This window comes from Bacillus sp. YBsi01, assembly GCF_038406745.1.
In the GTDB taxonomy this organism is placed as follows: domain Bacteria; phylum Bacillota; class Bacilli; order Bacillales; family Bacillaceae; genus Bacillus; species Bacillus siamensis.
Window position 1 is genome coordinate 1,950,767 of record NZ_CP151679.1, and the last position, 12,616, is coordinate 1,963,382.

At 45.1% G+C, this 12,616-nt stretch carries 12 protein-coding genes and 1 other annotated feature (1 of these 13 only partly in view); of the genes, 1 reads left to right on the top strand and 11 read right to left on the bottom strand.

Annotated elements, in window-relative coordinates; genetic code table 11:
* Positions 1–168: a binding site (T-box leader), on the bottom strand; it reaches 46 nt to the left of the window's first position.
* 102 nt (positions 169–270) lie between these two features.
* Positions 271–606: a DUF4257 domain-containing protein gene (locus tag AADZ70_RS09680; protein WP_015418038.1), complete on the bottom strand. Its 336-nt coding sequence runs from the start codon at positions 604–606 to the stop codon at positions 271–273.
* Between the two features lie 389 nt (positions 607–995).
* Here AADZ70_RS09680 and AADZ70_RS09685 point away from each other — a divergent pair, with 389 nt between their 5' ends.
* A complete protein-coding gene (locus AADZ70_RS09685; protein ID WP_016938511.1) occupies positions 996–1,781 on the top strand; it encodes an STAS domain-containing protein in 786 nt (261 codons plus the stop codon).
* A gap of 39 nt (positions 1,782–1,820) precedes the next feature.
* Here the strand turns inward: AADZ70_RS09685 and AADZ70_RS09690 are convergent, their stop codons facing one another.
* From AADZ70_RS09690 to AADZ70_RS09735, 10 genes are all read right to left on the bottom strand, one after another.
* Entirely contained in the window at positions 1,821–3,005 is a 1,185-nt protein-coding gene (locus AADZ70_RS09690; RefSeq protein WP_045926419.1) for an MFS transporter, read from the bottom strand.
* A 195-nt stretch (positions 3,006–3,200) separates the two neighbouring features.
* Positions 3,201–3,920 carry a TIGR02206 family membrane protein gene (locus AADZ70_RS09695; RefSeq protein ID WP_342006962.1) on the bottom strand — a complete coding sequence of 240 codons (720 nt, stop codon included), beginning with the start codon at positions 3,918–3,920 and terminating at the stop codon, positions 3,201–3,203.
* Positions 3,921–4,025: 105 nt separating this feature from the next.
* The gene (locus AADZ70_RS09700; RefSeq protein WP_342006963.1) at positions 4,026–5,966 is read right to left on the bottom strand and encodes an ABC transporter permease; all 1,941 of its coding nucleotides are present in this window, start codon (positions 5,964–5,966) and stop codon (positions 4,026–4,028) included.
* On the bottom strand, positions 5,963–6,718 hold the full coding sequence (locus tag AADZ70_RS09705; protein WP_342008054.1) for an ABC transporter ATP-binding protein: 756 nt from the start codon (positions 6,716–6,718) through the stop codon (positions 5,963–5,965). The genes AADZ70_RS09700 and AADZ70_RS09705 overlap by 4 nt, the downstream gene beginning before the upstream one ends.
* 101 nt (positions 6,719–6,819) lie before the next feature.
* The gene (locus AADZ70_RS09710; protein ID WP_342006964.1) at positions 6,820–7,824 is read right to left on the bottom strand and encodes a sensor histidine kinase; all 1,005 of its coding nucleotides are present in this window, start codon (positions 7,822–7,824) and stop codon (positions 6,820–6,822) included.
* On the bottom strand, positions 7,817–8,512 hold the full coding sequence (locus tag AADZ70_RS09715) for a response regulator transcription factor (RefSeq protein WP_016938505.1): 696 nt from the start codon (positions 8,510–8,512) through the stop codon (positions 7,817–7,819). The genes AADZ70_RS09710 and AADZ70_RS09715 overlap by 8 nt, the downstream gene beginning before the upstream one ends.
* A gap of 65 nt (positions 8,513–8,577) precedes the next feature.
* Positions 8,578–9,891 carry an FtsX-like permease family protein gene (locus tag AADZ70_RS09720; RefSeq protein ID WP_342006965.1) on the bottom strand — a complete coding sequence of 438 codons (1,314 nt, stop codon included), beginning with the start codon at positions 9,889–9,891 and terminating at the stop codon, positions 8,578–8,580.
* The gene (locus AADZ70_RS09725; protein ID WP_045926413.1) at positions 9,881–10,576 is read right to left on the bottom strand and encodes an ABC transporter ATP-binding protein; all 696 of its coding nucleotides are present in this window, start codon (positions 10,574–10,576) and stop codon (positions 9,881–9,883) included. Before AADZ70_RS09725 ends, AADZ70_RS09720 begins: the two co-directional genes overlap by 11 nt.
* 15 nt (positions 10,577–10,591) lie before the next feature.
* A complete protein-coding gene (locus AADZ70_RS09730; protein WP_342006966.1) occupies positions 10,592–11,578 on the bottom strand; it encodes an ABC transporter permease in 987 nt (328 codons plus the stop codon).
* Between the two features lie 36 nt (positions 11,579–11,614).
* The gene (locus AADZ70_RS09735) at positions 11,615–12,601 is read right to left on the bottom strand and encodes an ABC transporter permease (RefSeq protein ID WP_342006967.1); all 987 of its coding nucleotides are present in this window, start codon (positions 12,599–12,601) and stop codon (positions 11,615–11,617) included.
* Between the last annotated feature and the right edge of the window lie 15 nt (positions 12,602–12,616).

Consider the following 12,616-nt stretch of genomic DNA (forward strand, 5'->3'; position numbering starts at 1 on the left):
CGCGGTTTTAAGCCGCACTCACTTGATACTTTTAACGCAGTTATGCGTCAGCGGTTTTGCCGCTGCAACTCTGAGGCGAGTTCGGAAACAGACTTGATTGACTTGCACCGGCCGTCAACTCTCTGACTGCAAAATCTGCTTCTTACTGCTCCTCTTCACTGTTCTTATCGCTACCGTAATCTTACCTGTATTTTATAGAATTCTGTTCATAAGTGCAAGCAGGTTTGTATACAATGGGAATGTACCCAGAACGGGTCATGAGCGGGGATATTATTTTGATGGAGGATTTTTTTGCTGGTGTGGTTTTGCTTCGGCCGAATCACTGTTTTGTTCCCTGACAAAATCAAAGCTCCTGAGAACAGCTTCTCCGCCGTAGCCTGCGATTATGGATAAGATGACGAGTTGAATTCCTGAATCGGGGTCAGCGGATAAGACAAGTAAGATGGAAGCAGCCATTCCGATAAAACCATCTTCCAAAAAACCGAGATAGATAAACCGCTTTGTCATTCTGGGTTTCTCCAGCCTGCCTCTTTTTTTCACATGACCGAGAACCCCCATGATTCCTCCAATTACACAAGCAATAATTACCTGATGCAGCATCTTCATCACCTTCCTAAAGCCCTTATTTAGTAAAGCGACTTCAGGCCATCCAGCCCCCTTACGAATACGATGATTTTCGATATCTACATACCGGCGAATGAGCAGGAAAGTAAAAAGCTTGTTTCTTCCATTATATGTGAACACATGATCGGTAAGCTTGATGCATTAGATTCATTTTTCACCCAGTGACAATGACCTAGTCACTTACTTAGCGATGATGTGCCTTCCCCTTATATATTCAGTGTATATGAGGACAAGCCCGAATGACAAATTGCAAACTGCGGCTGCTTGAAACAGAACATGTGTTATGCTACGGTTACTGTAGATTCATTTAAAAAGGGGAGAAACAATGGCTGAAAAAAGTGCGCAGCTTTACGGCCAAAAGGGGGTTTTATATGGCTGACTCAAATGTACTCGGAAATCTGGAGCAGCTGGAGCTTATCAAAAAGGCGCTTGATCACGCACGCATCGGCGTGGTGATTACAGACCCCTCTCTTGAGGACAATCCCATCATTTATACGAATCAGGGATTTATGGATATGACAGGCTATTCTTCCGAAGAGATATTAGGTAAGAACTGCAGATTTCTGCAAGGAAAAGAAACCGACCGAAAACAAGTCGCGAAAATAAGAAAAGGCCTAAAACATAAAGAAAAGATCACGGTGCGGCTGAAAAATGTAAAAAAAGACGGCACCCCGTTTTGGAATGAACTCAATATTGATCCTCTTTATGTTGAAGACAAGCTCTATTTTGTCGGTTTTCAAAAAGACATCACAGAGCAGAAAGAGTACGAAAAGCTTCTTGAGGATTCCCTCGGAGAAATTGCGACGCTGTCAACGCCGATCGTTCCGATTCGAAACGGGATCTCCGCCATGCCGTTAGTGGGGAATTTAACAGAAGAACGATTTGATTCCATTGTGACAACTTTGACAGACATATTAACCGCATCTAAAGATGATTACTTAATTATAGACTTATCAGGTTTAGCTGAGGTAAACGAACAGACCGCAGACCGGATTTTCAAATTGCATCATCTGCTTAATTTAATTGGCACAGAATTGATCATCACCGGTATCAAGCCTTCCCTTGCCATGAAAATGAATCAGCTTGATGCCAGCTTTACTTCATTAAAGACATATTTAAATGTTAAGGACGCCGTCAACGTGCTTCCGCTCTTATAATCAAAAAATCCCGCCGAAACAGCGGGATTTTTTATGTCGTCATCGCACTTGGACGTTTTGTTTATTAACGGTTTTCAGACGTTTGTCATACAGCACCGTCGCTAGGATGCTGACGACAAGAAGCGCCATCAGGAACAAAAGCAGCACGCTCATGCCGTATTGATCAACCAGCACGCCGCCAAGGAGCGGCCCGATCATTCTGCCGCCCGTCGCCGCACTGTTGACGAACCCTTGGTAAAACCCTTCTTTCCCCTTAGGCGCAAGCTGATTGGCAATAGTAGGCACGGCAGGCCAGACAAGCATTTCTCCGATCGTTAAAATCACCATCGCGGTAAGGTACATCGGAAAGTGCTTGGCGCCAAGGAGCACGCCGAACGAGACGATAAAAATACAAAAGCCGATGACCATCTGCGTTTTTAACGCACCGGACCATTTTTTCAGAACAGCACCTATAAGCGGCTGTCCGGCGACAATCAGTATTCCGTTTACGGTCCAGAGCACACTGTATAATGAAAGCGGCATACCGATGCTTTGAGTATGTGACGCAACGGTTGTGGACCACTGCGAATAGGCAATCCACCCGAGAACATACCCGCCGCTCAGTATAAGAAGCGCCGTAAATTTCGTTCTGCTGCTGACAGGCTCGTAGTCCAGTACAGAGACCTGGCCCGCATTTCCGGTTTTAATATTTCGAAACCCGAAAAATACGATAAGGAAAAACAGCACATACAGCAAAGCATTGGCTAAAAACACGTACGTAAACGAGTACGCCGCAACCATTCCGCCGAGTGCTGAACCGACCGCGACACCTGCGTTCTGAGCTACATAAATCGCATTAAAAGCTCTCCGTCCGCCCTCTTTCCAGACCGCTCCCGCCATGGCGTAGCTGGCCGGAAACACGATGCCGGAACCGAACCCGACAATGACGAGCAGCCAAATATAAACGGGCCACTGGTGAAACAGAACGAGTCCGAGAAGACTTGCCAAGGTGATGATAATGCCCAGCATAATGGATTTGAATCCGCCGATTTTATCAAACAAAAATCCGCCGCATAAATTCCCCGCCACACTGGCTCCGGAATTCAGCATCAGAACAACCCCCGCGACAGTCAGCGATTTCCCTAAATGATTATGAATATAGATCGTATTCAGCGGCCACAAAAAAGATGCGCCCGTCACATTGATAAACATTCCGATAATTAATATCTTCAAAGCGCGCGGCATACCGATCCCCCTTTCTCTATAAAAAAACCCATGAAAAAACGGAAACCGCAAGCTGCAGCTCCGTATCGATCCCATTATCATAGCAGATTCATTTTATCGCCGCGGACGTCTTTTTACAACATCAGAATCTGAAAAAAATAATGCCGGAATGTTGAAAAAATTCCAAATGATCGGCTTCACAAACATAAGCGGGCTTCATGCTCTTTTCCTCAGCAGCCAAAACGGAATATACAGAATGAAAAAGCTCAGCATCACCGCCGCTTCCATTGAAAGAAGATACCACGGCCAAGGGCCGAGAACATTCAGAAGCGAAGCGGTCTTCGGTTTTTTCATTAAATAGAGGTAGTTTGCATTCAGCACATGGTCAATCAAAAAGACACACGCCCCGTACAGATTTACGATCAGCAATGACACCCAGAGCGCGCGCACCGACGGCCTGTACTTTTGGGCACCGGCCATAAACAGACAGGCTAGAAACACACAGCCGTGCGAGATGAAAAATACGATGTACCGAAAATGAGGGAAAGAATACGCCCCTAAATCAGGTGTGGCCATCGCTTGTATGGCGCTGCCCAAGCCGGCAAAATAGAGAAAGGAGAACAGCTTTTTGCTTTTTGTCATGACCATCAGCATCGCCAAATAGACGGAAAGGTCGCTCAGCTGCAGCGGCAGAGATATTTTCAGCGACCAGGCATGATGCCAGAGCAGCCATATATGATAGCTGATCTGCGACACGGCTAGAAGAATGAACAGCACATATCGGAAAACGCGATTCGGCCGGCCGTGATGGAGCGTTTTCCGGAATACGATCACGCCCGCCCCCAGCAATCCGATGATCAACAGCGTGAAAATGTGTTCCTTGGAAAAAAGATGAAAAGCCCCTGTTTCAGATTTCAATTGAAAATACTTCTGCATAAGGCTCCCCCGCGCGAAAAAATGACGTATGTCTATTCTTTTAAAAATCGCTTTTTTCTATTCATGCAGAAAAAAGCCCCGCACAGCGGGGCTCCTCAACCTGTTTTACAATGCGGACCGAATGACCTTTTTATAATAAAGCACCGACAGCATGCCGAAAATGGAGTACAGCAGCGTATACAGCGCCATGACGATAATCATCGGCGTCCATACTTCCGTTCCGAATAAAAACCACCCTGACTGAATGGCAAAATAGCTGTGGAACAGCCCGAGAACGAGCGGAATGCCGAAATGATACGCCTGCTTCCGGCGGATGCCTTTCAGCAGATCTCCCGTTGTGAAGCCGAGCTTCCGCAATATCGTGTAATCAGCCTTCTCATCCTCACACTCGCCCATTTGTTTAAAATAAAGGATACAGCCTGAGGTGATCAGAAAGGTTAATCCCAAAAAGCCGACAATAAACATGATCAGCCCCATGTTTTTCTTTTGCGTGTCAGCCGTTTCAAATTGTGAAAGCGCGCCGTCTGAATAGTGCTGCGCCTGAAACAAACCATCAGCTTTTTGGATGTCCTCTTCTCGTTTGAGTGTAATGCCGAAGAACCGATTTGATTTTCCCTGAATGGACGGATCGATATCTTTCTCGATCCTGTCAAATACGTGCTGCGTGACGATAACGGTCGGCAGCCCTCCGCTTGTAAATGTATATGACAGGAGGAAGTCGTTCTTCAAGCCCTTATACGCCAGCGGTATTTTATCCGTTTTGCCGTTTATATCAATGGAACCTGACGTTTTCAAGTCGAGAAATCTTTTCATCATATCATTATATCCGGTAAACACGGCTTCTCCGTCAGAAAGCTCCGTCCCTTCTGCGTCTTTCTCGCTTATAATCGGCAGCGCCAAGCTGGACGGGTCTTGTTTGAAGCTTTTCATATCGCCGTTTACGATATTCTTCATATTGACACCGGCTTGAATGGTCTTGATTGTTTTTACTTTGTGTTCAATTCCGTTTTTCTTCAATAAAGCGGTAAATGAGTCAGTCTCCTTTTGGTTATCAAACGCAAAGTCCGCGGCTGTATTTTGCTCAGCCGATTTTTCCGCGGAGTAGTACGAGATATAGCTTAAAGACAGCAAACCGATTGCCAGTGCCGAAAGCGTCGTAATAATCGTCAGCAGCACGGCGTTTGACTTCATTCGGAACATGATGGATGACAAAGACAGCACTTCACTGACATTCAGATACCCGCCTTTTGATTTCCGGATGAGATTTGCCAGAAAGCTGACCGAACCTTTATAAAACAGATAGGTTCCGATAATGACCGAGCCGAGAATAAACACCATTGCCGAAAACAGTTCATTCATGGTTGTAAAACTGCCTCCGAATAAATCTGCGGACACGGCATAGCCGGCGATAATGGCCGCAATACCGACAACGCCGATTGTCATCTGCACCCAAGAGAGCCGTCTTATACTGCTTTCTGACGATGACGCGGTTTTAAATAAAGACAAAATGCTTTGCCGTTTAATAAATAGGTAATTCATCATCATAATCAGCACATAAATTGCCCCGAACACAATTAACGTCTGAACGAGCGCCTTGCTTGAAAAAAACAGTGAGACAGAGGCTTTCACACCGACTGTATGAAACAGCATCATCATACATAATTTCGAGAGAGAAAAGCCGGCAAAAATACCGATCCATATCGATCCGAAATACAAAATGAAGTTTTCTGTGCTGAGTATGCGGAAAATATGCATTTTCGTCATGCCGATTAATCGGAATAAGCCGATTTCCCGGCCGCGGCGTTTGATAAAAATGGTGTTGGCGTATAAAAGAAATACCGAGACGATCGCCACAAGCAGTATGGAGGCGGCCCGGATTGCCGCCGCCCCTTTTATGGAGCTTTTCATTTCATCAAGCGCCGGATCGTATTGCATCGTGACAAACGCGAAATAAAGGGCCGCGCTGAACACCAGCGCAAAAACGTAAAGGTAATAGTTTTTCATATTCTTTTTCAGGTTCTGGAAGATTAAATGATGAATGCTCATGCCTGAACCCCGCCCAATACACCTTGCGTTTTCATAATATCATGAAAAAAGTCCGGTCTGTCCTGGCCGCCTTTATTCAGCTGTGTATACACGCGGCCGTCTTTAATGAAAACCACACGGCCGGAATAGCTGGCGGCAACCGGATCATGCGTCACCATCACAATGGTAGCGCGGCGTTTTTGATTCAGGCGGCTGAGTTTATTCAGCAAGTCGGAGGCGGCTTTAGAATCAAGCGCTCCCGTCGGCTCATCAGCAAAAATAATGCCCGGCTCGTGAATAACAGCTCTCGCGGCAGACGTCCGCTGTTTTTGTCCGCCGGAAATTTCACTCGGATACTTATCTCTCAACTCATAGATGCCAAGCTCCTCTGCCGTCTCGGCAAATCGCCGGTCCGCCTCTTTTTTAGGCATTTTCGTAATGGATAACGGCAGGAGTATGTTTTCTTTCACGGTCAGCGTATCCAATAAATTATAATCCTGAAAGATAAAACCGAGGTGCCGTTTTCTGAATTCGGCAAGCTGTTTTTCTTTCATGGATGTGATCTCCGTCTCATTCAGTCTGATCGTGCCCGCGCTCACTTTATCAATGGAAGATAGCACATTTAAAAGAGTGGTTTTCCCTGATCCTGACGGGCCCATAATGCTGACAAATTCCCCTTTTTGGATCTGAAGATCAATTCCTTTCAGCACCTCCTGCTTATTCAGCTTATTTCCGTAGTTTTTTCGAATATTGCCTGCTTCTAAAATCATCAGTTACGATTCTCCTTTTACATTGGTTATCTTCATTTTAAAAACAAAAGCCGTTTTTTTCGTTTGATTAAGCGAACAAAAGAGAAAAGCATGTGACACTTTTGTCACACGCTGAACATGCTGACGGCGTCGTTTTGTTTCGGAAATACCAAGGTGAAAACCGTGCCTCGTTTCGGCTCTGATCGCACGCTGATCTGGATGTGAAGCGGAGCCGCAACTTTTTGAGCCAAATACAGACCCATTCCCGTTGACGCGTGATCACGGCTCATCCGCGTGGAAGTAAACCCCTTTTCAAAAATGCGCGGAAGATCTTTAGGCTTGATGCCGATGCCGCGGTCTTTGATATCCACATGCACCCGGCCGTTTAGTTCATAGCTTTTTACGGTTATATCATCCGCTTCACTGTATTTGACGGCATTGCTTAACAGCTGTCTGATAATGAAGGAAAGCCATTTTCCGTCACTGAGAACGTCCGGTGCCTCAAGCTGAATGTCAAATCCGATTCCTTTTTGTATACACCATGATTGCAGATTTTTAATTTCTTTGAAAACGAGCGGGCGGAGCTGAATGCGCTGGAACGATAAATCATTTTCGATAAAGGACAATCGTTTCTGATGAAGCTGCTGGTCGAGGAGATGGTGAATCCGCAGCCATTCATAATGCAAAGGGGCTTTCAGCGGCTGTTCATCAAGGCGCTCGATCATGAGATGCATCGCTGTCAGCGGTGTTTTGACTTCGTGAATCCACGACATCAGCTCATCCTTCTCATGCTCTGATGCCGCCTGCATATGAAGTGAGCTACTTCTTAATAGCTCTGTTTGTTCTTCAATGCTTTCTTCAATGATCGACTCAAACGGACTGTCGGGCGTTTTAAGACCGGAAATATCTAAATCAGCGTCCCAATCTTTTAAGCTTTTATAAAAAGCTGTCTCTTTCCGATAGCGGAACAAGAGAAAAACAAGAAACACAAGAAGCGACAGGTAAACAAAATACAGCACTGAAAGAAACGGAATAGACGGATCAATATATGCCGCAAAAAGGAGCACAGCCTGCTGAAAAAGAAACATCGCGATCCAGCTTTTTCTTTCGAGCAGAAATGATTTAATCATAAAGACCGTCTTCTTCCTTTGCGATGTATCCCTGCCCCACCTTGGTTTCAATCATTTTCCCGATGCCTAAATGATCGAGCTTTTTCCGCAGCCGGTTGACATTCACCGTCAGTGTGTTATCGCTGACGAAACGTTCATCATTCCATAGGCTTCTGATGAGTTCTTCGCGGCTGACGATTTTATTTTTCTGCTCGGCCAGCAGTTTTAAAATCAGCATTTCGTTTTTGGTCAGTTCGACCGAACCGTTTTTATGGCTGACTGTGCCGGTTTCTGTGTCAATGACCGCCCCGCACCATCTTTTCATCAGCGCCGGTTCTGTGCCATATTGGTGCACGCGGCGGAATACCGCCTGGATTTTCGCGATTAACACATCAAAATGAAAAGGCTTCTGTATAAAATCATCCGCTCCGAGCTGCATCGACATGACCATATCTGCCGGATGGTCGCGCGAGGACAAAAACAGAATCGGTACGTTTGATTGAGAGCGTATCATTCTGCACCAGTGAAAGCCGTCAAATTTCGGCAGCTGTACATCAATGATCACCAAATCAGGCTTGATTGCTGCAAACTCCTGAATGATCCGGCTGAAATCCTTTATTCCGTGCACCGCAAATGACCAGCCCGTTAATCTTTCTTTCATCTCGTGAAACAAAGTGTTATCATCTTCTATTAACAAAATGTGAAACATGGTATCCGCCCTTTTCTGATAGATAGATGAAAAACCGGCTGTTGCGTCCAGCCGGTTTTTTCTCTTTACAATTCTCTTCTTAATGCGGTCAGAACGTTGGTTTTTGTCGCTTTCCGTGCCGGATTCATACCCGAAATCACCGCGACCCCCGCACAAATGACAACTGCGATCACCACGAGGCTGAGCGGTATATAGGAGAAGGTATAATGAAGATCTTCAGCTCCGGTATTTCCCCCTACCGCTTTCAAGATAACCGGCACAGCCAGATTGACGGCAAAACTCACTCCGTAAGAAATGATAATCCCGATGACAGAGCCTAGTATCCCGATATAGGCGCTTTCCATCAAAAACATTCTGCGGATAATGGACGGGCTTGCGCCGATCGCTTTCATAATCCCGATTTCCTGCGTTCTTTCCGTAACCGCCATCGTCATCGTATTGAAAATACCGATGGCAGAAATGACGACGGCGATAAAGCCGACAAAGATCAGGCCGATTTTAAAGACGAGGAAAAAGGTGTTGACGCCTTGCAGCTCGGTTGTGACGGACATGACTTGATAACCGTCATCACTCAAATCATTCGTTAACTGTTCAACATTGTCAAATTTGTCAGCGTAGACTTTTATGCTTTTTTCAGCATTTCCGCCTTTAAAATCTAAGAATTTCGAAAAATCCTTTTTGAATTGATCACTGATAAAAATATTTGTGTCCTCCATCCAATCTTGGGACGGTTTTTTTGTAATCCCGACAATTTTAAAGTCGTATGTTCTGGTTCCTTCCGTTTTTCCGCTATCATTGTTCGTCTTAGAAATGCTCAGCTGTATGGTTTTATTCAGCAGATCCTTCGTGTAGCCTTTTGGCTTTTTCACATCTGAGACATCGTCTTGATGATCCTTTAAGTCCTTGTTGTAAGCCTCAGCTTCTTTTTTCGTCAATAGGTTTTTCGCGAAATCATAACCGACCACAATTTCATTTTCTGATTTGGCTACTCTTCCCTGATCAAGCTCCATATTGGCTTTTACTTCGTCTTTCATATTTGTTAACACGATCGTTGAACCTTCGTTTGTCCTGTTATCCAATGACGCTTTATTCGGTTCATATACTTCGGTTCTTTCAACGACAGACTTGACATTCTTATATTTTTCCAAGTTTGATTTCTTCACGGCTTTTCCGTTCTCTTGGCCGAGCACTCTTATTTCCGTTACGATCTGCTGGCTCATGGTTATGTCTGTTATCGTTTTTTGAATGCCGAATCCGACGGAGGCCAGCACAACCAAAAATGCACATGCCATCGTTGTTGCAAGCACAGTCATGAAAACACGCAGGCGGTTTTTTTTCATATTTCTTCTGATAAAGTGAACCTGATCCTTAAATCTCAACAGTAACGCCCCCTTTTAATACGCCGTCATGCAGCTGGAATTTTGAGTGCGCAATCGAAGCGACTTCATCGTCATGCGTGATGATGACAAAAGTAATCCCGCGCTCCCGGTTCAGCTGCTGAATTAATGAAAGCACCTCAAGTTCCGTTTCTGAATCAAGGCTTCCCGTCGGCTCATCTGCTAAAATGATCGACGGATTTAAAATCAGCGCTCTTGCGATACTGACACGCTGCTGCTGGCCGCCCGACAGCTCATTCGGATAATGATTCGCATGATTCTCAAGTCCGACCCGTTTCAGCATGTCCGCGACTTTCTGCTTCCGTTCAGACGGTTTAATCCCTTTGAGGGCAAGCGGCATTTCAACATTTTCATAGGTTGTCAGACTCGGAATGAGCTGGAAGCTTTGAAAAATAAAGCCGAAATGCCCGAGGCGGAACTGAGCCCACTCCTTTTCACTGAAGCCCGTCACATCAGTGCCGTTAATGACGATACGCCCCTTCGTCGGCGCTATGTAGCCGGAAATTAAATTCAGAAGCGTCGATTTTCCGGAACCGCTTCGCCCGACGATACAGGCGATCTCCCCTTTTTCAACCGTCAAAGAGACGTCCTTCAGCACCGGAACCTGACTCTCTCTGCCTTTCCTGCCGATTTTAAATGAATGATCGATATGCTGCACCTCTATCACGTAAACCACTCCCCTTTATATTTGTTTCGTTTTTTTATAGATGAAGTAATAACTGATGAAAAACCCGATAACCGCGCCGATCAGCATGCCGAATATGTAACCGGTATATGAACCGTTACCGTTATAAGCATATCCGCATACACCCGCACTTCCCAGCATGCTAAGCGCTATGACCAGCCCTTGGATTATACGTTCTGTATGTTTGTTCAAGATAAAATGTCCGCTTCGCTCACTCGGCATTTTCAGGAAATTCACATAGCCGAAAAGATAGAAACAAAATCCCATTAACGCAGATATAAGCAAGGCATGTTTCGTGTAATACATCCATGGTGTATGGATGTAAGCGGCAGGCATGAAATAGATCAGAAATCCGCTCCAAGGAAAATGAATATTCTGCACAGCCTGGCTGCCAAAAAGGAACTCAGCGTTTAACAGGTAAATGATCAAGACAACGATCGGAAAAACGGAGACCATGAACGCTGTGATCAGCTGTGCTGCTAAATTGCCTGTTATCGTGCCGGCGGCTGTCACTAATGCATAAATCATCAAGCTGATGACCAGCATCCCGGCGCTGAATGAGTGAAAATGATGTACAGCGTCAGGTTTAAGCGCAAGAAACAATATGTCAGATAATCCGTAAGAAACAAGCTGCGAGCCGGCTAACACGGCTGCTCCCAACAAAAACTTAGTATGGAATATCCGGCTTCTCGAATACGGCAGACTCAATGTAAACATGTTTTCAGCCCGTCCCGCTCTTGTCAGAAAAAGCCCCATCATAACCGGAGGAATGAAGTACAGCCCAATCAAATTCTGATTGCTGTAATTCATGCTGAATGTACAAACTGAACCTGAATATTGATGAAGCGCACCCAAACAATCCTTATAGTGAAAATACTCATTTATAATTGCCAAAGGGCCTAAAATAGATAAGAATCCCGCTGTAAGAAGCAGCAGCGTCTGCCGCTGCTTCCATTCTTTATAAAGCAAACCGTTAATCGGCACCTTGCCTTCCCCCAAACTACACATTTTCATACAAACTTACATATGCTTTGTTTTCCTGTAAACCGTAAAATAAGTGATAAAAAAACCGATCACAGCGCCGAAGAACACGCCGGCTAAATAGCCGAATATCGTGTTTGTGACTCCATATCCGAATAAACCAAACCCCATAACGGCAAACACAATCACCAAGATCTGCACCGGGCGGTCCAATTTTCTCCAAAGAAAGAATCTGCCGTTCCGTTCATTCGGATGTTTCAGAAAGCTGACATAACCGATCAGATAAAAGACGAGGCTCATCACTGCCGGAATTATTAAGACTAAATCTCTTTCTCTGATCCAGTCGTTAAACACATATCCAATAGGAGTTATAAATACAAAAAGACGAGATTCGATATAGCTGCTGATGAAAGAGAATTGATTTCCTACACTAATATCGAAAACAACCTCCAGATTCGCGGCCGGCAGACCGATGAGTAAAAAGGGCAGAACTGTTACTGTAAACGCAGTTAACAGCTGGGCGAATATATGTCCCGTTAATGCGCCGGCTGCCATTAACAGGGCGTAAGCCATAAAACTGATGACAATCATTCCGATTGAAAAATGATCAAAATCGTACGTATGGCTCGGTTTCAGCAAAGATATGAGCAATGACGCCGCTCCGTAGCCTATCGCCTGAGAAACAACAATGACTGCTGCGCCAAGCCAGAATTTAGTCTGAAAGATTTGGCCTCTGCTGTAAGGCATGCTTAACAAGGCATCCATCGTTCCTTTGGTCCGTTCCAAGCCCATTAAGCAGACAGCAATAACGACACTCACAACCCAGCTGAAAGAAAGAAGCGACCCATTCGTATAACTCACGGTAAATTCACAATATTGCGGATCCAGATACTTCAAACGTCCTTGGTATGATAAATAGTAGTAATAAATCATAAAAGGGTTTGCCGCTATTAAGAAAATACCGCTCAACAAAAACAGCCACTGATTTTTCTTCCATTCTGTGTACAATAATCCCCGCGGTATCATTCCGGTTCTCCTCTC

Bases quoted from the DNA above. Each gene is read 5' to 3' on its own strand.
- AADZ70_RS09680 (WP_015418038.1), bottom strand. From the start codon at position 606: ATGAAGATGCTGCATCAGGTAATTATTGCTTGTGTAATTGGAGGAATC.
- AADZ70_RS09685 (WP_016938511.1), top strand. From the start codon at position 996: ATGGCTGACTCAAATGTACTCGGAAATCTGGAGCAGCTGGAGCTTATC.
- AADZ70_RS09690 (WP_045926419.1), bottom strand. From the start codon at position 3,005: ATGCCGCGCGCTTTGAAGATATTAATTATCGGAATGTTTATCAATGTG.
- AADZ70_RS09695 (WP_342006962.1), bottom strand. From the start codon at position 3,920: ATGCAGAAGTATTTTCAATTGAAATCTGAAACAGGGGCTTTTCATCTT.
- AADZ70_RS09700 (WP_342006963.1), bottom strand. From the start codon at position 5,966: ATGAGCATTCATCATTTAATCTTCCAGAACCTGAAAAAGAATATGAAA.
- AADZ70_RS09710 (WP_342006964.1), bottom strand. From the start codon at position 7,824: ATGATTAAATCATTTCTGCTCGAAAGAAAAAGCTGGATCGCGATGTTT.
- AADZ70_RS09715 (WP_016938505.1), bottom strand. From the start codon at position 8,512: ATGTTTCACATTTTGTTAATAGAAGATGATAACACTTTGTTTCACGAG.
- AADZ70_RS09735 (WP_342006967.1), bottom strand. From the start codon at position 12,601: ATGATACCGCGGGGATTATTGTACACAGAATGGAAGAAAAATCAGTGG.